Source organism: Paenibacillus sp. F024 (genome assembly GCF_057814255.1).
Map to the genome: position 1 here is coordinate 53,493 of NZ_JBVASZ010000021.1, position 20,434 is coordinate 73,926.

A 20,434-nucleotide genomic window follows, 5' to 3' on the forward strand; every position below is an offset into this window, starting at 1 on the left:
TCCGCATACATTTAGTAACCCGTACGGCATCGGTGCAAGGCTTGCGGACGCACCATGGCGGATCTGAATGGAACTGGAGGAGGCGTTGTTTTTATGCCGCATCAATCAATTGTAGAATATTTGGAAAAGCGTGGCGTGTCTGTCGAAAGCATTGCCGAAATCGTGTACAAGCTGCAGCATCCTTACAATCCGAAGCTTTCCAAGGAGGCTTGTATTGAGAGTGTAATGGCCGTTTTGACCAAAAGGGAAGTGCAGTATGTGCTGTACACCGGTATTGCGCTGGATGAGCTGGCGGAGCAAAAGCTGCTTCCCGAGCCGTTGCAGGGCTTAATGGAAACGGATGCCTCCCTGTACGGAGTGGACGAAACGCTCGCGCTTGGGATCGTTCATGTATATGGAATGATCGGATTGACCAGCTTCGGCTTTCTGGACAAGCAGAAAATGGGTATCATCCGGGATTTGAATGACCATAAAAAGGGGATTCATGTGTTTTTGGATGATCTTGTTGCCGGGCTTGCCGCGGCGGCATCGGCACGTATTGCCCATAAGCACCAGGATGAATTGGATTGTCTTCCGCCAAACAAATGATGTCATTTTTTGCCAGAAATTGAATCATTATCTATGAAATCGACCTCCCCGAAAAGCGCCAAGGTTCGGTTGCGGGCAAAAGAGCACTTATGATATCATTATTCCAATATGTCCGTGATTCAGAAGGTGGTCCAAAGCACTGAATCACCTTGACAAACGCTCGCGTCCCCGGCTTTCCTTCTGAAGAAGGTTTGCTTGCTATGCTTTCAGGACAGCGCTGCCGTTTTATCCTTGGGGAGGTCTTTTTTTTCATGTGGACGGTAATCTATATCGCTCCGACCGCCAAAATAGCTGAGAGAATCAAGCAAAGACTGACGGAAGAGGGCTTTCTTGTACAGGTACGCGCTATCAACATGACAAAAAATCAATTTGAAATTTTAGTTCCCGAAGGCGAATTGGAAGAGGTTCAAGAGGTGCTCAACTCCATTTTGCATAGATCATAATCATAAGTACCGTTTGGGCATGGACAAGTCCATCATTCGCAAGTGAGGTGTAGTCGTGCAATTCAAAGATTTATTTCAGAAAAAAAGAAAATATGCCACTGTTCCTTCAGCGAACAGGCCTGCTCCAAACCCGCCGGTTGATGGAGCCATTGATGTTCCTGAGGAGCGTCCGAGGCGTGAAATTCCTGAGGGCTTGATGAACAAATGCCCCAGATGCGGGACGATCCAGTATAACAAAGAATTGGACAAGAACCTGAAGGTATGTACCGAATGTGATTACCACTACAAGCTCAACGCGGTTGAGCGCATCCAGATGACGATGGACGATGGTGAATTTTCCGAATTCGATAGTGAGATGAGCTCGGAGGATCCGCTGGGCTTTCCCGATTACGTGAACAAATATAACAAAGCTGTAGAAGCTACGGGAATGCAGGATGCGGTAATTACAGGAGAAGGAACCATCGGGGGATATCCGGTTGTCGTAGCCGTGATGAGCTTTGATTTTATGGGCGGCTCGCTCGGATCCGTCGTGGGGGAGAAAGTAACAAGGGCTATTGAACAGGCGATTGCCAAACAGCGGCCAGTTATTATTTTCTCCACGTCGGGCGGAGCACGGATGCAGGAAAGCATTCTCAGCTTGATGCAGATGGCCAAAACGAGTGCGGCTTTGGCCAAGCTGAACGAACAGGGGGGGCTCTACGTTTCCGTGATTACAGACCCTACATTCGGAGGCGTGTCTGCGAGCTTCGCTACTCTGGGCGATTATATTATTGCCGAGCCGGGGGCAGCTTTCGGCTTTACCGGACGCCGCGTTATCGAGCAGACAATTCGCCAAAAGCTGCCGGATAACTTTCAAACGGCGGAATTCAATCTCAAGCATGGACAGGTCGATTTTGTGGCTCACCGCAAAGAAATGCGTACCATGCTGACCAGACTGCTTAGCATGCATACCGTAAAGGAGGAGACGGCCAGTGGCAAGTGAAATGCCTTTTGAGCTGCCGCTTGTCGAGCTTCGCGCGAAAATCGATGAGCTGCGCAAATTCGGAGTGGATAAGCAAATTGACTTCTCGGACGAAATCGCACGACTGGAGCAGCGTTATCAGCAGCTGGAAGCGGAGCTGTATGCGGGCATGACCACAAAGCAGAAGATGCAGGTAGCCCGCCATCCCCAGCGTCCTACAACGCTCGATTACATTCAGCATTTATTTACCGATTTCATTGAGCTTCATGGCGACCGTGTCTATGGTGACGACTTGGCGGTCGTCGGCGGCATCGGCCGGTTTAACGGTATCCCTGTAACGATTGTCGGACACCAGAAAGGCAAGGATACCAAGGATAATATTGCCCGCCACTTCGGAAGTCCTCACCCGGAAGGATTCCGTAAAGCGCTGCGGCTTATGAGGCAAGCCGATAAATTTAATCGTCCCATCATTACTTTTATCGATACTAAAGGAGCTTATCCCGGCAATGCGGCGGAAGAGCGGGGTCAGGGTGAAGCCATTGCGCGTAATCTGCTCGAAATGGCTTCCATGCGAGTGCCGATTTTGTGTGTGGTTATCGGTGAGGGCGGCAGCGGAGGCGCGCTGGCGCTTGGCGTGGGTAACCGCGTTTTTATGCTCGAGAATTCGATTTATTCCGTAATCAGTCCGGAGGGCGCGGCCTCGATTCTGTATAAAGACGCATCGAAATCGATGGAAGCGGCCGAAGCGATGAGGATTACGGCTGATGAAATATTGAAGCTCGGTGTGATCGACGCGATTATTCCTGAACCGAAGGGCGGGGCTCATCGGGACGTTGTCATGCAAGCGGAATCCATCAAACAAATTTTGTGGCCGCAGTTGCAGGAATTAATGAAAATGACAGAGAATGAACTAATTGAAGACCGTTACAAAAAATTTAGAGAAATCGGTCGGTTCACAACCATTCAGGAGGGTAACCACTACCATGCGTAAAACCAAAATTGTTTGTACCATCGGACCGGTCAGCGAATCGCTGGACATGTTCAAGAAGTTGATTGACGCGGGAATGAACGTCGCACGTCTCAATTTCTCTCACGGCGACTTCGAGGAGCATGGTGCCAGGATTGCCAATGCTCGGCAAGCTTCACAAGAGCTGGGGAAAAGCATTGCGATCCTGCTCGATACAAAGGGGCCGGAGATTCGCACAGGAAAGCTAAAGGACGATCAGAAGGTAGAGCTGATTCAAGATCGTCTGATCACGCTCACAACCGAGGAAGTGCTTGGCGACGCGGATCGAGTATCCATCACATACAGGGATTTGTATAAAGATGTAAGAATCGGTTCCACGATCCTGATCGATGACGGCTTAATCGGGTTAAGTGTTGAAGATATCCGCGGGACCGATATTGTGTGCCGGATTAAGAATGGCGGATTGCTCGGCGGCAAGAAAGGCGTAAACGTACCTGGCGTCAAAATCAATTTGCCGGGGATTACTGAAAAAGATGCGAACGATATTATTTTCGGTATTCAGCAGGGAGTCGATTTCATCGCTGCTTCTTTCGTGCGCAAAGCGAGCGATGTCATGGAAATCCGTGAAATTTTGGAGCGTCATAATGCTTCGCACATTCAGATCATTTCCAAAATCGAGAATCAAGAAGGCGTAGACAACCTCGATGAAATTCTGGAAGTATCCGATGGACTGATGGTAGCGCGGGGAGACCTCGGTGTGGAAATTCCGGCGGAGGATGTTCCGATCGTACAAAAAGCGATGATCAAAAAATGTAACCAGGCGGGTAAGCCGGTCATCACGGCAACGATGATGCTGGATTCCATGCAGCGCAATCCGCGTCCGACCCGTGCCGAAGCAAGTGACGTAGCCAACGCGATTTTCGACGGATCGGATGCCGTGATGCTGTCCGGTGAAACGGCGGCGGGAAAATATCCGGTCGAGTCTGTTCAAACGATGGCCCGTATTGCGGAGCGTGCGGAGCAGGCACTGGAGCATCGTGAAATTTTCATTCGCCAAAGCCAAGCGCAGCAAACCACGGTAACGGAAGCAATCAGCCAGGCGGTGGCCAATTCCGCTTTGGAGCTTGATGCGAAGGCGATTTTGACCGCTACCGAAAGCGGCTATACGGCACGTATGGTATCCAAATACCGTCCGAAAGCACCGATTATTGCAGTTACACCGAATGATCGGGTATTGCGCCGGTTGTCTCTTGTTTGGGGCGTTATTCCGATTAAGGGAGAATCCTGTTCCTCTACGGACCAATTGTTTGAGCACGCGGTTGACGCGAGTGTCAAAACCGGATTGGTCAGCCTTGGCGACCTTGTTATTATCACGGCCGGTGTACCGGTAGGACGTTCCGGAACGACAAACCTGATCAAGGTTCACCAAATCGGCGAAATGATTGCCAAAGGACAGGGCATCGGCACCCAGATCGCTACCGGTAAGGTGGTTACGGCCCGCAGCGCGGAAGAGGCATTGGCCAAAGCAACGGAAGGCTGCATCCTGGTCACTCTTACTACAGATAAAGAGTATATGCCGGCATTCGAGAAGGCGGCTGCTGTCATCACAGAAACCGGCGGGATTACATCCCATGCAGCCGTAGTGGGTATCAGTCTTGGCAAGCCTGTGATCGTTGGCGTAGTTAACGCGCTGGAGATTCTCAAGGACAATGAAGACGTCTCCATATATCCCGAAGTGGGCGTCATCTACTCCGGACGGGCCCGGGTACTGTAAGAGAACATCCCTGGGCATACAAAAAGAGCGGACCCGCTTGCAGGTGCGCTCTTTTTTCATTCATTAGCGATTCGGCGCTTTTGTACTTTATCCAATGAGAGGTGAAATGATAATCCATGAAAACATTCCGTTACGACATACGTGTACGATATAAGGAAACAGACCAAATGGGAGTCGTGTATCACGCCAATTATTTAAACTGGTTTGAAATCGGCCGAACGGAGATGATCCGCGAGATGGGCATGCCATACCGAACTTTGGAGGCCAAGGGGCTGCTGCTTCCGGTTGTCGAAGCGGATTTGAAGTTTCATCTGCCGGCCCGTTATGATGATGCGATTACGATTCATACCCGAATTGTGCAATATAGCAGCCTGCGCATTCAGTTTGAGAACGAAATCCGGAGGGAAAATGAACTTCTGGTCAGCGGAGGAACCCGGCATGTGTGGCTCAACCGCGAGTGGAAGCCGGTTCGAATCGATAAAGAGGCGCCTGATTTGTACGCGCTGATCAAGGAATGGAGCTGATCCGTCCATGTTTCGCTACATTGTCATGGCATTGATTGTGATCCCGGCGTTGGAGTTAATCATTATTTTTCAAATGGGCAAGCGGATTGGCGGTTGGTCAACCTTCGGATTAATCATCGTTACCGGATTTTTGGGTGCATGGCTTGCGCGCCGGGAGGGGCTTAAGGTGTGGCGTCAGGCACAGAGCCAGCTTTCTATGGGGCAGCTCCCCGGAGATTCAATTGTAGACGGGATATGTGTTTTTACCGGAGGGCTGCTGCTGCTGACACCCGGCCTTCTAACGGATATGCTTGGATTTCTCCTCGTGTTTCCATTGAGCCGTCCCATGTTTAAAGGATGGATATACTCGTTGTTACGCAAAATGGCGGACCGGGGAAATACACATTTTATCTGGCGGAGATAGGTCCTGACTAATTCAATTGACTTTTACATAAAATTAACATAAAGGACTATATCTTTTTACAATGTCCAATTATGATGAAATATGTGGAAAAGGCACGATTGAAAAAAGGTGGATCGGCTTGGAGGTCTTATCATTATTATGAAAGCTACAACTGTCCGTATGACGTCGAACAATTATTTGAATCGTGATTTGAGCTGGGTGGAATTTAACAGGCGTGTGCTGGAAGAAGCACAGGATGCGGGAACGCCGCTCTTGGAGCGCGTGAAATTTCTTTCCATCGTTTCCTCCAATTTGGATGAATTTATGAGCGTAAGGGTAGCCGGCATCGTCGAGCAGATGAAAGCGGGTTATACCAAAAAGGACTTTACGGGCTACACTCCTGCCGGATTGTTCAAACGGATTATGAAGCGTACCGCAAGAATGGTTTCGGATCAGTACAAGACTTATCGGGAACTGATGAGACAGCTGGCTAAAGAAGGGATTATCTTTACGTGGTATGACGATTTGAATGTAACGCAGCGCAAAGCGATGGACGAATATTATCACGATATCGTGTTTCCAGTGCTGACTCCGATGGCGGTCGATCAGGCGCGCCCGTTTCCTCTTGTGCATACCCAAGCGCTTTATTTGGCGGTGGTTTTGATGAAAGAAGGCGATAGTGAGGAGGATGAGCCCTATTTTGCGATTCTTCAGGTGCCTTCGAATTTAAGCCGTTATATTGCCGTTCCGGGGCGCAGCAACAGCAAGAAACAAGAATTCATTCCAATGGAGGATCTGATTGAAAAGCACATTCACACTTTGTTTAGCGGCTATATTCCGGTATCGGTGCATGGCTTTAGGGTAACACGAAATGCAGACCTTACGCTGAATGAAGAAGGTGCGGAGGATCTGCTGGAGGAAATCGAGACTCAGCTGCGTAAAAGGCGCTGGGGTGACCCCGTTCGTCTGGAGGTTCAAAAAGGGATTCATCCTTATGCGCTGAAGCAGCTCATTGAGGAATTCGAAATTGCAGATCATATCTTCGAAATCGACGGGCCGCTTGACTTAACTTATTTCATGAAATTTGCGGGCTCGCTGCAGGGCTACGATTATCTCCGTTATCCTCCGATTAAGCCGGTATATCCGCATGAGCTTGATGACGTCGAGGACCTGTTTGCCAAGCTTCGCGGGCAGGATGTGCTGGTCTATCACCCTTATGAATCATTCGATGCCGTTACCGATTTTGTCTGTGATGCAGCAGATGATCCTCAGGTTCTCGCGATCAAAATGACACTATACCGGGTCAGCGGCAATTCTCCGCTTATACAGGCGCTTGCGCGCGCGGCGGAATCCGGGAAGCAGGTAACGGTCGTGGTGGAACTGAAGGCGCGCTTCGATGAAGAACGCAATATCGCTTGGGCGAGAAAGCTTGAACAGTCGGGATGTCATGTAGTGTACGGCCTGGTAGGGTTAAAGACCCACTGTAAAATCACGCTGGTCGTTCGTCAGGAAGCGGACGGGCTCAGGCGGTACGTTCACGTGGGAACGGGCAATTACAATGACAATACGGCTAAGCTTTACACGGATGTAGGTCTGTTTACTTCTCATAAAATCATAGGTGAAGATGCTTCGGCCTTGTTTAACGAGGTTACGGGTTATTCCGCCCCCCATAATTGGAAAGCCTTTGGAGTGGCGCCAACCGATATGATGGAGAAATTTTTCGAAAAAATACGCCGGGAGAAGAAGAACGCCTCCGAAGGCAAGCCGGCTCATATTATCGCGAAGATGAACTCGCTGTCAAACCAGCAGATCATTGATGAGCTGTACGCGGCGTCTCAGGCAGGCGTCCGCATCGATCTGATCATACGGGGAGTGTGCTGCTTAAGACCCGGTGTCCCCGGTTTAAGCGAGCATATTACGGTGCGCAGTATCGTTGACCGGTTTCTTGAGCATTCCCGTATTTTTTACTTCGAGAATGCAGGCGACCCCGAAGTCTATATTGCCAGCGCGGACTGGATGACGCGAAACCTGACCCGCAGGGTCGAATTGATGTGCCCCGTGTTCGATAAAAAGAACGTGAGATCGCTGATTAACATATTGCAGTTAAGCTTGCGCGACAATGTTAAAGCAAGACAGCTTCAATCGAACGGCATGTACGAGCCCGTTCGACTGAAGGATGCTCCTCCTAAGCGAAGTCAGTTCGAGGCGATGCGCATCAGGTCCTGGAAGACGACGTATCTTGAAACTGAAACTGAAGCTGAAGCCCCCAAATCTTTTTGAATTCCTTTTGTAATCCCTCGACCTCTCTGTATTCGGCAGAGGGGTCGTGTTTTCTTTTCAGGTACAAACGGATAGAAGCCCCTTCAATAGATAAGGATTCAAGCTCAAGGGCCTGGGTTTCGCTGGCATCGAGAGCGATAGCGAGACGAACGATCGTTCCCAATTTGCAGATTTGCTCGAAATCCGTATCCGATATAATATCCTTATGCTGTGAAATCGCCTGCTGGATTCTGTTTTTTACTTTGTATGTGGCGATCAGAGCGCAGGAAAGCAGTTCACGGTGGGTGAGTCCGTCGATGCGCGTATAGGCGATCATGTGGAATGTGTGCTTGGGAAATTGATAATATTGCACGGAAGCACCGATCCGGTACAGCTTGGATGCAATGCTCAGGCAAAGCCTCAGCTTTGGATCGTGAGGCAGCAGCTTCTTTTGGGCCAGAGCGTCAAAAAGCTTCAAGGCGGTTTCGTTGACATGGGTGATATGTGCTTTGGGAGCCGTCGAATGCAGGCTTAAGAAATGGTCTGCACTTCGTTCTGCGATATGTACTTGCCCTTGATCCGCGGGACAAAAGCTTTCGAAAAATAGTCCGTCCCTAAGGCCGGCCCCGCTAACAACATATTGAACCGCACCCGTGGTCTGAAAGATTGTTTGCAGGATAATGACTCCCGGCACGATAATATCGTAACGGTCTTTGGAAAGACCATCGACCTTTTTTCTCCTCTCCCCAGACAAGCTCGACAGCCAGAGGGACATTTCGTCCATATCCGCGGGAGATACGACATAGTTATGTGTGATGGGCAGTGAATATTTATGCTTCCTCTGGTTGATTTTACTAACCGTTCTAACCCCGCCTCCAAGCCCGATAAGCGGCAGACCTGGAGATTGACCGATCCATGGATGCTCGGAGAGCGCCTGCCGGACCATTTGCCGAATAAGGTTTATCTGCTCTGCTTGAAATTCGCCGCTCGGTGCAAACTTTCGTGTTGTATTTACGGCGCCGAAAGGAAAGGAAACGCTGTGGATCAGCTTTCGGTTACGAAACAGGCTGATTTCCGTGCTGCCGCCGCCGATATCGACAAGAAAGCCGTCGGAAATATCCATCGTCTGTATCATGCCGAGAAATCCGAGCCGGGCTTCATCCTCACCGGAAAGGATTTCAATGTGAAAGCCGCTTTGCTTCGATAGGGTATCGGCAATTTCCCGAGCATTGGTAGCGTTACGGATGGCCGCCGTGGCCGCCGCGCGGTAGTCTGTGACCCTATGGGCATCACAAATGCGTTTAAAGTTCGACAGTATGCGCACGATGTTTTGTATTTCAGCTGGAGGCAGCCCCCCGTCAGGTCCGATCCGCTGACTCAGCCGTGCAGATTCTTTGAATTCACCGATCACCCTGTAGGCCCCGGTTTCGTGAAGCTCATAGATGGCTAAGCGGATGGAGTTGGAACCGATGTCGATGATGCCGATGTTTCGGCTGTTGTTCATGGCTTTTCTCCTCCTAAAGTTTTGCCGGAGCAAGATTTGAATCGTTATTGAAAGATAACCCTATTTTATCATCGTTTGTCCGGCATGCAAAACTTTGAAGAATAATTTAACATTGGTTAAGAAATGCTTTTATAGGGACCGTTTTCTTAGGGCTTAACACGTATGTGCATCTCGAAAATTTGATCGATAGAAGTTTTTCTTATTGTGCTGATAATGAACTTTTATGTCCAAATTTGTTCACATCGTTAGGTAAATCCTTTATATTAGACTTATGTGAAATCGAACGAAAAAGGAGAGATTATCTTGACTGCTACCAAAGGATTGGAAGGAATTGTCGCAACAACATCCTCCGTTAGTTCTATTATTGACGGTGTACTCACCTATCGCGGTTATAATATCGATGACCTTGCAGAGAATGCAACCTTCGAAGAGGTCGTATATTTATTGTGGTATGGAAAGCTGCCGAATCGATCCGAACTGGATCGTTTGCTAAAAGATTTGAGCGATAACGCTGCGATTCCGGCAGAAGTCATCGATCAAATTAAATTATATCCAAAAAATGTGAACTCCATGTCGGCTCTACGCAGCGCGGTCTCCAGCCTGGCGCTTTACGATGCCGAAGCCAATGAAATGGATAAGGAAGCCAACCTCCGCAAGGCGATCAAGCTGCAGGCTCAGCTGCCGACAATTATTGCTGCGTTTGCCCGTATTCGTGAAGGCAAGGAGCCGATCGCTCCGAAAGCCGGCGTATCCGTCGCCGAGAATTTCTTATATATGCTGACTGGCAAAAATCCGGAAAAGATTGCTGTTGAAGCGCTGGACAAGGCTCTTGTTCTTCACGCCGATCACGAGCTGAATGCTTCTACTTTCGCGGCTCGTGTTACCGTTGCAACGCTTTCCGATATTTATTCCGGCGTTACTTCTGCCATCGGCGCACTCAAGGGACCTCTGCACGGCGGAGCGAACGAAGCGGTTATGGCGATGCTGGAGGAAATCGGCACAGCGGATAACGTTACAGCCTATATCACGGAAAAGCTCAATAACAAGGAAAAAATCATGGGCTTTGGTCACCGTGTATACAAAAACGGCGATCCTCGCGCAAAGCATCTTCAGAAGATGTCCAAGGAATTGGGTAAAATTACAGACAATATGAACTGGTATAATATGTCTATTCAAATCGAAGAAATGGTCACCGGTCAAAAAGGTCTGAAACCAAATGTGGACTTCTACTCCGCATCGGTGTATACTTCTCTGGAAATTCCGCGCGACCTGTTTACCCCGATTTTTGCAATCAGCCGTACGTCCGGCTGGACAGCGCATATCTTGGAGCAGTATGATAATAATCGTCTGATCCGTCCGCGTGCTGAATATACGGGTCCTTCGCATCAAGTCTTCGTTCCGATCGAGCAGCGCTAATCGGAAGGTAAAATTACTGTTACCTAGACGGGCTGCTGCGGCGTCTTCTCATCTTGGCTTTCGTGTAAGGCTTGAGACAGGCGCCGCGGCTTCCGTATATTTTTGAGGGTATTCCTATCCCGGGTCAGTGCAAACTGGCTCCAATTTTATGAGGAGGTTTACATATCCATGGTACAATTCGAACAATATGCACAGCCGACAGAAGGCGAACGCATCACGATCACGAATGGTAAATTGAACGTTCCGAACAATCCGATTATTCCTTTCATCGAGGGCGACGGTACAGGCCCTGACATTTGGGCAGCATCCAAGCGCGTATTGGATGCAGCGGTAGAAAAAGCGTACAAAGGCGAGAAAAAAATCGCTTGGTACGAAGTGTTTGCCGGCGAGAAAGCTTTCAATAAATTTAACAACTGGCTGCCAGCCGATACGCTTACAGCTATTCGCGAATACATCGTTGCCATCAAAGGACCATTGACTACTCCGATCGGCGGCGGTATCCGCTCCCTGAACGTAGCGCTCCGTCAAGAGTTGGATCTGTATGTATGCTCCCGTCCGGTTCGCTACTTCAACGGCGTACCATCCCCGGTAAAGCGTCCTGAGCTTGTGGACATGGTTATCTTCCGTGAGAACACAGAAGACATCTACGCAGGTATCGAGTGGGCTGCAGGCTCTGACGAAGTGAAAAAAGTACTCGCGTTCCTGCAAAACGAAATGGGCGTGAAGAAGATCCGCTTCCCGGAAACATCCGGTATCGGCGTTAAGCCGGTATCTTCCGAAGGCTCCAAGCGTCTGATTCGTGCGGCCATCGAATATGCGATCCAGCATAACCGTAAGAGCGTGACTTTGGTTCATAAAGGAAACATCATGAAGTTTACTGAGGGTGCGTTCAAAAACTGGGGTTACGAGCTTGCTGAACAAGAGTTTGGCGACAAAACCTTCACATGGGCGCAATACGATAAAATCAAAGAAGAGCAAGGCACTGACGCAGCGAACAAAGCGCAAAAAGAAGCTGAAGCCGCTGGCAAAATCATCGTAAAAGACGCGATTGCGGATATTGCTTTGCAGCAGGTGCTGACTCGTCCGACTGATTTCGACGTCATTGCTACGCTGAACCTGAACGGCGACTACCTGTCCGATGCGCTCGCTGCTCAAGTTGGCGGAATCGGTATCGCTCCAGGGGCAAATATTAACTATGTTACCGGCCATGCGATTTTCGAAGCAACCCACGGCACGGCCCCTAAATATGCAGGTCTTGACGTAGTAAATCCAGGTTCCGTTATTCTGTCCGGCGTAATGATGCTTGAGCACCTGGGCTGGCTGGAAGCGGCTGAACTGATCTACAAAGGCATGGAAACTGCCATCAACAACAAAACGGTAACTTACGATTTTGCACGTTTGATGGAAGGCGCAACCGAAGTGAAATGCTCGGCGTTTGCGGATGAGATCATCAAAAACTTCTAATTTACACTTGTCCCCCCTTTCTCAAGGGGGGACCTTAGGTTTTTTCCTTTCAACGGTGAAAGCTGATCGGAGGACGAAACCTTAATCCAATACTTTATATTTCGGGAGGCAATAAGTCATGGCGATTCAACGTAAAAAGATTACGGTTGTAGGCGCAGGCTTCACAGGTGCGACAACGGCGCTAATGCTGGCTCAAAAAGAACTCGGCGACGTAGTTTTGCTGGACATTCCTCAGCTTGAGAACCCGACAAAAGGGAAAGCGCTGGACATGCTGGAAGCTTCTCCAGTGCAAGGCTTCGACGCTAACATCATCGGTACCTCCAACTATGACGACTCGAGCAACTCCGATATCGTCATCATTACGGCAGGAATCGCCCGTAAGCCGGGCATGAGCCGTGACGACCTCGTGAATACAAACGCCGGGATTGTAAAATCCGTTTGCGAGAACATCAAAAGAACCAGCCCGCAATCGATCGTTATTATCCTCAGCAACCCGGTAGATGCAATGACTTATGTCGCATTCCAAACGCTCGGTTTCCCGAAAAACCGCGTTATCGGTCAATCCGGTGTTCTGGATACGGCACGTTACTGCACATTTATCGCACAGGAGCTGAACGTATCGGTTGAAGATGTTCGCGGCTTCGTGCTTGGCGGCCATGGAGACGATATGGTGCCTCTCGTTCGTTATTCCAACGTTGGCGGCATTCCTATTGAGAAGCTGATCCCTGCTGACCGCATTGAAGCTATTGTGAAGCGTACGCGTACCGGCGGCGGCGAAATCGTCAACCTGCTTGGCAACGGTTCTGCTTACTATGCGCCTGCAGCATCGCTTGTACAAATGACTGAAGCGATTCTTAAAGATAAGAAGCGCATTATTCCTTCCATCGCTTTGCTTCAAGGCGAGTACGGCTATGACAACCTGTTCATGGGCGTTCCTACGCTTCTTGGCGGCAATGGTATTGAGAAAGTATTTGAACTGGAACTGCTTCCTGAAGAGAAAGCGGCGCTGGACAAATCCGCTGAATCCGTACGCAATGTGATTAAAGTCGTAACCGGCTAATCGATAGCTTGTACTCAAGACCAGCCTTCCGGCTTCTGCCGGAGGCTGGTCTTTTTAAATGAGCTGGAGATCTAGGGAAATTCCAATTTTTTGCATGTTTTCATTGAAATGAATAGAAAGTCATGATAGGATCAGTAATGACTGACTCGTCAGTCATAATGGTTATGAAATCAGTTTATATCATGATTTGCATTTCATTTATAGGGGGAAGCTTCGTGGCATCAGACAAAAGAGACAGCATTATTGAATCAGCGCTAAGGCTCTTTGAAGAAAAAGGCTATCACAGCACGAAGGTGTCGGATATCGTGAAGGATGCGGGAATGGCGCAAGGAACGTTTTATTTGTATTTCAAGAGTAAAGAAGATATGTTCCGCCAAGTGTCTGAGGCTTGTCTGGATGAGATTGTGGGAGCTTTGGCACAAGGGCCTTCGGAAACGGAAAGCTTCGGCGAGGATCGCATGCTGTACCGGATTATCCGTCAAACGCTCGTAGTTTATTATGAAAACCGGACGATCTTGAACATTATTAATCAGCATGGCTCCGCTTCGCCGGAGATTGTCGATATTTCCAAGCACTTTTATGATAAAATGGCGGGCGTCATCAAAGGTATACTTGTGCATTACCAAGCATATCCGGGCTATACGGATGAACAGCTGGAAATGACGGCGTACGCCAAAATAGGTATGGTAGAGATGGCCGCCTACCAGTGGTTTATTGAAAGGAAATGCGGCCCGGAGCACATTGACCCGCTTACAGAGGTTTTAGTCGGCGTAAATATCAACTGTAAGCCGAAAACGGATGTGAGTGCCGGATGATCGGCAAAATCCTGAAGTATCGTAAAGTGACGCTGCTTTTTTTTGTTATGGCGGTGCTGCTTGGTATATTCAATATAGCTACGATGAAGCAGAGGGAAAATCCCGAGATTGATCTGACCATGGCGGTGGTCAAGACGATCTATCCCGGAGCCTCTCCGGAAAAAGTGGAGCAGTTCGTAACCCGGCCATTAGAAGATAAGATTAAGGAGATGAGCGATATCTCCGTGATCAGCTCCACTTCGTCGGCGAACGTATCGGTGATACAAGTGGAGGTCAAAGCGGATACCGACATCAAACGCGCCTGGGATACACTGCGGCAGAAGGTGCAGTCCGCATCCAGCGAGCTTCCTCAGGATGCGCACCAGCCGGAAGTCAATGACGATCTCGGAAAAATTGCCGAGCAAATCCTTCATTTCGTGGTGGAGACCCCCGAGGAGCTTGAAACGCTCAGGCCAACCATGGACATTTGGAAAGAACAGCTTGGTACGGTTCAAGGGGTCAGCAATGTAGAGATCGTCGGCCTGCAGGAGCAGGAAGTCGCGGTAACGCTGGATACCGATAAGCTCAATACCTTCCGGTTGCCATGGGGAGCTGTGGCTCAGGCGCTTCAAAATAAACAGAACCGGATTCCATTGGGAATGGTTGACAAAGGCACGAAGCAATACTTTGTGAATATGAGCGGTGAATGGACATCGGCTGAAGATATCGCAAATACGGAAATCCTCGGCTTGCCCGGAGGAAAAACACTACGAATCGGAGATGTCGCTGACGTCAAGCTGCAGCCCAAGAAAAAGGATGTTAGCATTTTACATAATGGAAAGCCAGCGTTGGACTTGGTTATCAATGCGGCAAAGGGTGCGGATATACCGGATCTGCAAAAGCGCATTGACCGGAAGGTATCCGAGCTGAAGCCGCAGCTTCCGGCGAATGTAGAGCTGCAATCGCTTTTTACACAAAAGGAAAGCCTGGATCACTTGTTTAAAGAGCTGACCAAAGAGCTTTTGATCGGCATCCTGGCGGTTATCGTTGTGTGCTCGATGGGACTGGCGTTCGGTACAGCGCTGATTGTTGCTCTCGCCATTCCGATATCGATTGCAATAGGCTTTATCCCCGTCGAGTTTATGGGCATCGACTTAAACCAGATCACCATTGTGGCGATCGTCATTGTGTTGGGGATTCTGGTGGACGATGCCATCGTCGTCAATGATAATATTCAACGCCGGCTCCAGCTGGGGGACGATCCCCGGACCGCTTCACTTGAAGGAAGCCGTGATGTTGCCATCTCGATCTTGACGGCGACGATTGCCACAGCCGCCGCTTTTTTGCCGCTGTTCTTTTTGAAAGGAAACATCGGCAGCTTTATCCGTCCGCTGCCCGTGGTGATCTCGTTCACGTTGGCTGCGTCGATGGCCATGTCGCTTACGATCATTCCGATCTTCCGGACATGGGTGGCTGAGCGTAAGCTGCGGCGCCAAAGCCCCAAGCGATCGGTTGGAGCTGACACTGCCGGTAAAGAGCATTCCGGTCAGGAGCTGCAGCAGGCTCCGGGTCTTCTCGGCCGTCAAATCCAACGCTTGAGCATGGTGTACGGGAAGCAGATTCACCGCTTCCTGCAAAGACCGCTGCTAACGGGCTTAGCCGCGCTTATGGTGGGAACCAGCGCCTTTGGTCTGCTTCCCCTTCTTGGTGTGCAGTATTTCCCGCCGGCTGAAAAAGAGGAGATGCTCATCGACATTAAGCTGCCCAAAAACAGGCTTTTCTCAGAAACGGAATACACGGTATCTAAAGCGGCGGCTTGGCTGGAGCAGCAGCCGGGCGTACGGTTTGTATCCTCATATGCCGGCCGTTCCGCTCCAAAATTTTATTATTCCGAAGCGGAGGTATCCGGCTCTCATATAGGCCAATTATTCGTAAAGATTGATCCGAAGGTCATTCAAACCAAAGAAGTGGTTTCCAGGTGGAGGGAAGAGCTTAAGGCGATGTTCCCGCCGGATGTGGATATTACGCCGCGCGAGCTGGAGCAAGGTCCTCCCGTAGGGGCGCCGATCGCCTTGCGGATCAGCGGCGGTGAGCTAGCGCAGCTGCGTCAGATCTCAGAAGACATACAAGGCATGCTTGAGGAAATTCCGGGTACGGTCAGTATATCCGACGACGTTGGCGACGATATGAATACGGTTGAGATTGAAGCGGACCCGGCAAAGCTGAGTCTGTTTGGAGTAAACGAGAAGGATCTCTCCATGACTCTCCGTATCGCTACGGAGGGCCTGGAAGTGGCGGAGATGCAGAAGGGGAAGGATTTAATCGATGTGATCCTGCATGCACAGAAGAAGAGCCATGATCCGGCGGAAACGATGAAGGATATGTACGTGCCGGCGCTGCAGGGGGGCACCGTCTCTATTGCCGAACTGGGCGCAATCAAGGAAAGCCGTATGATTCAATCCATTCATCACCGGAACTTAACGCGTACGATCACGGTTCGAAGCTATGTACAAGATCGTCTTGCGGACGACATAGTTAAAGAGCTTCAAATCAAGCTGCAGCAATATTCTTTGCCTTCGGGGTACTCCATTGAAATTGGAGGAGAAAACGAAGAACGCAACGATGCTTTCGCTTCCATCGGCATGCTCTCCATCGTCGTGCTTCTTTTGATTTATGTGATTATGGTCATGCAGTTTTATTCTCTTTCCATCCCGCTGCTGATTCTGTCAACCGTCTATTTGGCTGCCGAAGGAGCGGTCATCGGGCTGTTCCTGACTGGATCGCCAATAGGATTTATGGCGCTGATGGGACTTGTCAGCCTGGCAGGGATTGTAGTTCGCAACGGAATTATTCTCATCGAATTTATCGAGCAGGCAAGAGAACGCGGACTGCCGTTGTATGATGCGGTGGCGGAGGCGGGAAAATCCCGTCTGAGGCCTATATTGCTGACGACAGCTACGGCGATCGGCGGCTTGCTGCCGATGACCATTATGGGCGGGAATCTGTGGAGACCTATGGGCATCACCATCATCTCCGGCTTGCTTTACTCCACCCTTCTGACTTTAATCGTTGTCCCATCCTTATTTGTGATACTGGCCAAGTGGCGGGATCAACGGGCGGCCAAATCGGGAAAAAGCGAGCATATGTAGTCCTGCGGATGCATTTGCTTCAAGGCACTGCATTCCGTTATACTAGGACTAATCGAAAATAATGGAAAAATGGGGAGGCAACACGAATTATGCAGGATTTCATTTTGTACTTACATGTGTTAAGTGCGGTGATGATGGGGATTTACCTGCTGCTCCCGTTTCTGGTCCAGAGAGTTCAGGCTCTCGACTCCAAAACGGCGCAGTACGGCTTTTTGCATGTGCTGTTTGCGATGAACCGCGCTGCACAATTTGCACTACTCGTCGCATTCTTAACCGGAGGCTATATGGTAAGCAAAGCACCATATGCCATCATGTGGATGGCGCTTTCGATCATCCTGTTCCTGGGTATTGCGGCGCTTTCGGGGATCATGGGTAAAAAGATGAGACAGGCTTTGGCCGAAGAGTCGGGCAGCGCGATTTCCCAATACATCGGCTCGATCAAAACGCTCGCCGTCATCAACGGGATTCTTTTCTTTATCGTTCTCACTTTGATGAATTTCCCTTTTTATCGATAATTCATCTGACCACTTAAAAGACCGGAGCTATCATTCCGGTCTTTTTTAATGCAACCCCAAAAAAACGGTCTTTATTAGAGCTCATCCAGCGTTTTTTCCAAACTGGGAGCCAGATGCTGTAAAAAGTAATGGATTTCCTCCATATTCAACGCTTTGATCGATGCTTCAATCTGTTTCTTTGCCATCGCAAATTCCCGGTTGCCTGCGGACAGCTCGGTGACGCATTTCAGATAGGCATCCAAAAGATCGGCGGCTTTGACGTATTTTTTCAACTCCGCGCCGCTCCCTGTCTTTATCCCGATCAACGGCTCATAGACGCTTCGCAGCGGCTCCGGCACCATGTCAAGCAGCCGCTCGGCGGCCAAATGCTCGATCTCCCGGAAGTTGGATAAAATCTTCGGGTTGTGATGCTTTACCGGCGTTGGAATATCGCCTGTAAACACCTCGGTGGCATCGTGAAACAGTGCCATGCTGACCACACGGTCCGTCGGCACCTGCCTTCCGAATACCTCGTTTGCGATCGTACACAAGACATGGGTCAATATCGCCACATGAAACGAGTGCTCGGCAACGTTCTCCTTGACAATATTTCTCATGAGGCTCCAGCGTTCAATATATCGGAGCCGGTACATATAGGCAAAAAAATGGCTGTCCATTCGATCATCATCCCAGTTCATAATTGGTATTAGTAGAATTATACACGATTTAAGAGCCGATGGCCTGTCCATATTCTTTTTGCTGCGGAAAGGCTTTGTCATGAAAACGATGTTTTGGTACTAGCGGTAATGTGCTATTATTAGGTTATATGCTTTAAACTTAATAGAGTATTTTTTTACGAATCGAAAGGAGATTTTCTACATCATGCAGCATTTTCAAGAGAGTATTTATAAACTGATCGTCGAAACATCCACGAACCTTTCGGCCGACGTGCGTCAGGCGATTCAGAACGCTCAGGCCAAAGAAGACGCCGGTACTCGTTCTGCGCTTTCTCTCTCCACCATTGCGGACAATATTCATATGGCGGAGTGCAACGTATCTCCAATCTGTCAAGACACGGGAATGCCGACATTTATCGTACATACACCTGTCGGAGCCAACCAGATCGAGATGAAAAAACAAATTATTGCTGCGGTTGCCCAAGCCACCAAAGACAGCAAGCTGCGGACGAACTCGGTCGATTCCTTAACCGGTGCTAACAGCGGCGATAATGTCGGTCCGGGAACGCCGGTGATCCACTTTGAACAGTGGGAAAAGGACGTGATCGAAGCCAAGCTGATTCTTAAAGGCGGCGGCTGTGAAAATAAAAATATCCAATACAGCCTTCCAACCGAATTGGAAGGTCTTGGCAAAGCCGGCCGTGATCTAGACGGTATTCGCAAGTGCATTATGCATGCCGTTTATCAGGCACAGGGCCAAGGCTGCAGCGCGGGCTTTATCGGAGTAGGAATCGGCGGTGACCGTACGACGGGGTATGAGCTGGCCAAGCACCAGTTGTTCCGTGCTGCGGACGACGTCAATCCCAATGAAGAGCTTCGCAAGCTTGAAGATTATGTGATGGATAACGCGAACAAGCTCGGCATCGGTACGATGGGCTTTGGCGGACAAGTTACGCTGCTGGGCTGTAAGGTTGGTGTGATGAACCGTTTGCCGGCCAGCTTCTTCGTATCGGTAGCTTACAACTGTTGGGCGTTCCGCAGACAGGGCGTATTGATTGAACAGGGCACGGGTGAGATTACGGAGTGGGTCTACCCGAAGGGTGAACAGGTGCCAATGCAAAAGGATGAGCCGGCAGCAGCAGAGGCAGGCCAGGAAGAGCGCCGCGAAATCGTGCTGCAGACGCCGATTTCAGAAGAGCAAATTCGCCAGCTTCGCGTAGGCGATGTGGTCATCATCAACGGACCGATGCATACGGGACGGGATGCGCTGCACAAATATTTGATGGATCACGATTCTCCGATCGACCTGAACGGCGCTGTCATTTACCACTGTGGACCCGTGATGGCCAAAGATGAGAACGGGAATTGGGTAGTCAAGGCGGCAGGACCGACTACAAGTATTCGTGAGGAGCCTTACCAAGGCGATATCATCAAAAAATTCGGTATCCGCGCGGTAATCGGTAAAGGCGGCATGGGGCCGAAAACACTCAAAGCGCTGCAAGAGCACGGCGCCGTATATATGAATGCGATTGGCGGAGCGGCGCAATATTATGCGCAGTGCTTCAAAAAGGTAGAAGGCGTTGATTTCATGGAATTCGGTATTCCCGAAGCGATGTGGCATCTGCAGACCGAGGGCTTTGCAGCCATCGTTACGATGGATTCCCACGGAAACAGTCTGCACGCCGATGTAGAGAAGGATTCGCGCGAGAAGCTGGCCCAGTTCAAAGAACCGGTATTCGTATAATTTGAATAGCACTTCTTTACTGTTTATAATGAATCGAACGACTCATGCCCCGGGATCTATGAGACCCGGGGTTCTTTTTTTACAAAAAAATAACTGGAGTTCCCTCTGAAGAACAGGTACGATATGGAGTGATATGTTCTTGGGAAGGAAAGCTTAGTAAAAGACATCCGAGATATAAAAAGACATTCGTTAAACATCGCAGCGTTCCCGAAGCATATGGTTTCATCTAAGGGA

At 49.7% G+C, this 20,434-nt stretch carries 17 protein-coding genes; 15 read left to right on the forward strand and 2 right to left on the reverse strand.

The window, feature by feature from the left end:
• Positions 1-93: 93 nt before the first annotated feature.
• The 8 genes from ACZYR9_RS19450 to ACZYR9_RS19485 all read left to right on the forward strand — a co-directional run bounded on the left by ACZYR9_RS19450 (position 94) and on the right by ACZYR9_RS19485 (position 7,919).
• Entirely contained in the window at positions 94-588 is a 495-nt protein-coding gene (locus ACZYR9_RS19450) for a phosphatidylglycerophosphatase A family protein (RefSeq protein ID WP_488980121.1), read from the forward strand.
• A gap of 251 nt (positions 589-839) precedes the next feature.
• A complete protein-coding gene (locus ACZYR9_RS19455; RefSeq protein ID WP_210020461.1) occupies positions 840-1,031 on the forward strand; it encodes a glutamate decarboxylase in 192 nt (63 codons plus the stop codon).
• Positions 1,032-1,086: 55 nt separating this feature from the next.
• Complete coding sequence (gene accD / locus ACZYR9_RS19460; protein ID WP_488980122.1) at positions 1,087-2,013, forward strand: acetyl-CoA carboxylase, carboxyltransferase subunit beta; 927 nt, start codon at positions 1,087-1,089, stop codon at positions 2,011-2,013.
• Positions 2,003-2,983, forward strand: a complete 981-nt coding sequence (locus ACZYR9_RS19465) for an acetyl-CoA carboxylase carboxyltransferase subunit alpha (RefSeq protein WP_488980123.1) — start codon at positions 2,003-2,005, stop codon at positions 2,981-2,983. The genes accD and ACZYR9_RS19465 overlap by 11 nt, the downstream gene beginning before the upstream one ends.
• Complete coding sequence (gene pyk / locus ACZYR9_RS19470; protein ID WP_488980124.1) at positions 2,976-4,733, forward strand: pyruvate kinase; 1,758 nt, start codon at positions 2,976-2,978, stop codon at positions 4,731-4,733. The genes ACZYR9_RS19465 and pyk overlap by 8 nt, the downstream gene beginning before the upstream one ends.
• Positions 4,734-4,849: 116 nt before the next feature.
• Positions 4,850-5,257, forward strand: coding sequence for an acyl-CoA thioesterase (locus ACZYR9_RS19475; RefSeq protein WP_488980125.1), 408 nt, complete (start codon positions 4,850-4,852; stop codon positions 5,255-5,257).
• Positions 5,258-5,264: 7 nt separating this feature from the next.
• Entirely contained in the window at positions 5,265-5,660 is a 396-nt protein-coding gene (locus ACZYR9_RS19480) for an FxsA family protein (RefSeq protein ID WP_488980126.1), read from the forward strand.
• A 138-nt stretch (positions 5,661-5,798) separates the two neighbouring features.
• On the forward strand, positions 5,799-7,919 hold the full coding sequence (locus tag ACZYR9_RS19485; RefSeq protein ID WP_488980127.1) for an RNA degradosome polyphosphate kinase: 2,121 nt from the start codon (positions 5,799-5,801) through the stop codon (positions 7,917-7,919).
• On the opposite strand, the gene ACZYR9_RS19490 is transcribed toward ACZYR9_RS19485, so the two are convergent.
• Entirely contained in the window at positions 7,855-9,402 is a 1,548-nt protein-coding gene (locus ACZYR9_RS19490; protein ID WP_488980128.1) for a Ppx/GppA phosphatase family protein, read from the reverse strand. The two genes, ACZYR9_RS19485 and ACZYR9_RS19490, sit on opposite strands and share 65 nt — an antisense overlap.
• A gap of 303 nt (positions 9,403-9,705) precedes the next feature.
• On the opposite strand from ACZYR9_RS19490, the gene citZ reads away from it, so the two are divergent.
• From citZ to ACZYR9_RS19520, 6 genes are all read left to right on the forward strand, one after another.
• Positions 9,706-10,818, forward strand: coding sequence for a citrate synthase (gene citZ / locus ACZYR9_RS19495; protein WP_488980129.1), 1,113 nt, complete (start codon positions 9,706-9,708; stop codon positions 10,816-10,818).
• A 168-nt stretch (positions 10,819-10,986) separates the two neighbouring features.
• On the forward strand, positions 10,987-12,282 hold the full coding sequence (icd, locus tag ACZYR9_RS19500; protein ID WP_488980130.1) for an NADP-dependent isocitrate dehydrogenase: 1,296 nt from the start codon (positions 10,987-10,989) through the stop codon (positions 12,280-12,282).
• 118 nt (positions 12,283-12,400) lie between these two features.
• On the forward strand, positions 12,401-13,342 hold the full coding sequence (gene mdh, locus ACZYR9_RS19505) for a malate dehydrogenase (RefSeq protein WP_488980131.1): 942 nt from the start codon (positions 12,401-12,403) through the stop codon (positions 13,340-13,342).
• A gap of 215 nt (positions 13,343-13,557) precedes the next feature.
• Positions 13,558-14,157 (forward strand): TetR/AcrR family transcriptional regulator, encoded by a 600-nt coding sequence (locus tag ACZYR9_RS19510; RefSeq protein ID WP_488980132.1) that lies wholly within the window; start codon positions 13,558-13,560, stop codon positions 14,155-14,157.
• The gene (locus tag ACZYR9_RS19515; RefSeq protein WP_488980133.1) at positions 14,154-17,285 is read left to right on the forward strand and encodes an efflux RND transporter permease subunit; all 3,132 of its coding nucleotides are present in this window, start codon (positions 14,154-14,156) and stop codon (positions 17,283-17,285) included. Before ACZYR9_RS19510 ends, ACZYR9_RS19515 begins: the two co-directional genes overlap by 4 nt.
• An 89-nt stretch (positions 17,286-17,374) precedes the next feature.
• Positions 17,375-17,800 carry a hypothetical protein gene (locus ACZYR9_RS19520; RefSeq protein WP_488980134.1) on the forward strand — a complete coding sequence of 142 codons (426 nt, stop codon included), beginning with the start codon at positions 17,375-17,377 and terminating at the stop codon, positions 17,798-17,800.
• Positions 17,801-17,874: 74 nt separating this feature from the next.
• Here the strand turns inward: ACZYR9_RS19520 and yfbR are convergent, their stop codons facing one another.
• A complete protein-coding gene (gene yfbR, locus ACZYR9_RS19525; RefSeq protein ID WP_488980135.1) occupies positions 17,875-18,456 on the reverse strand; it encodes a 5'-deoxynucleotidase in 582 nt (193 codons plus the stop codon).
• A gap of 205 nt (positions 18,457-18,661) precedes the next feature.
• Between yfbR and ACZYR9_RS19530 the strand changes: the two genes are divergently transcribed.
• Positions 18,662-20,200 carry a fumarate hydratase gene (locus tag ACZYR9_RS19530; protein ID WP_488980136.1) on the forward strand — a complete coding sequence of 513 codons (1,539 nt, stop codon included), beginning with the start codon at positions 18,662-18,664 and terminating at the stop codon, positions 20,198-20,200.
• Positions 20,201-20,434: the final 234 nt, after the last annotated feature.

What these genes read in the sequence shown, in the direction of transcription:
- ACZYR9_RS19450 (WP_488980121.1), top strand. Translation starts at nt 94, where the DNA reads ATGCCGCATCAATCAATTGTAGAATATTTGGAAAAGCGTGGCGTGTCT.
- ACZYR9_RS19455 (WP_210020461.1), top strand. Translation starts at nt 840, where the DNA reads ATGTGGACGGTAATCTATATCGCTCCGACCGCCAAAATAGCTGAGAGA.
- pyk (WP_488980124.1), top strand. Translation starts at nt 2,976, where the DNA reads ATGCGTAAAACCAAAATTGTTTGTACCATCGGACCGGTCAGCGAATCG.
- ACZYR9_RS19475 (WP_488980125.1), top strand. Translation starts at nt 4,850, where the DNA reads ATGAAAACATTCCGTTACGACATACGTGTACGATATAAGGAAACAGAC.
- ACZYR9_RS19480 (WP_488980126.1), top strand. Translation starts at nt 5,265, where the DNA reads ATGTTTCGCTACATTGTCATGGCATTGATTGTGATCCCGGCGTTGGAG.
- ACZYR9_RS19485 (WP_488980127.1), top strand. Translation starts at nt 5,799, where the DNA reads ATGAAAGCTACAACTGTCCGTATGACGTCGAACAATTATTTGAATCGT.
- ACZYR9_RS19490 (WP_488980128.1), bottom strand. Translation starts at nt 9,402, where the DNA reads ATGAACAACAGCCGAAACATCGGCATCATCGACATCGGTTCCAACTCC.
- icd (WP_488980130.1), top strand. Translation starts at nt 10,987, where the DNA reads ATGGTACAATTCGAACAATATGCACAGCCGACAGAAGGCGAACGCATC.
- mdh (WP_488980131.1), top strand. Translation starts at nt 12,401, where the DNA reads ATGGCGATTCAACGTAAAAAGATTACGGTTGTAGGCGCAGGCTTCACA.
- ACZYR9_RS19515 (WP_488980133.1), top strand. Translation starts at nt 14,154, where the DNA reads ATGATCGGCAAAATCCTGAAGTATCGTAAAGTGACGCTGCTTTTTTTT.
- ACZYR9_RS19520 (WP_488980134.1), top strand. Translation starts at nt 17,375, where the DNA reads ATGCAGGATTTCATTTTGTACTTACATGTGTTAAGTGCGGTGATGATG.
- yfbR (WP_488980135.1), bottom strand. Translation starts at nt 18,456, where the DNA reads ATGGACAGCCATTTTTTTGCCTATATGTACCGGCTCCGATATATTGAA.
- ACZYR9_RS19530 (WP_488980136.1), top strand. Translation starts at nt 18,662, where the DNA reads ATGCAGCATTTTCAAGAGAGTATTTATAAACTGATCGTCGAAACATCC.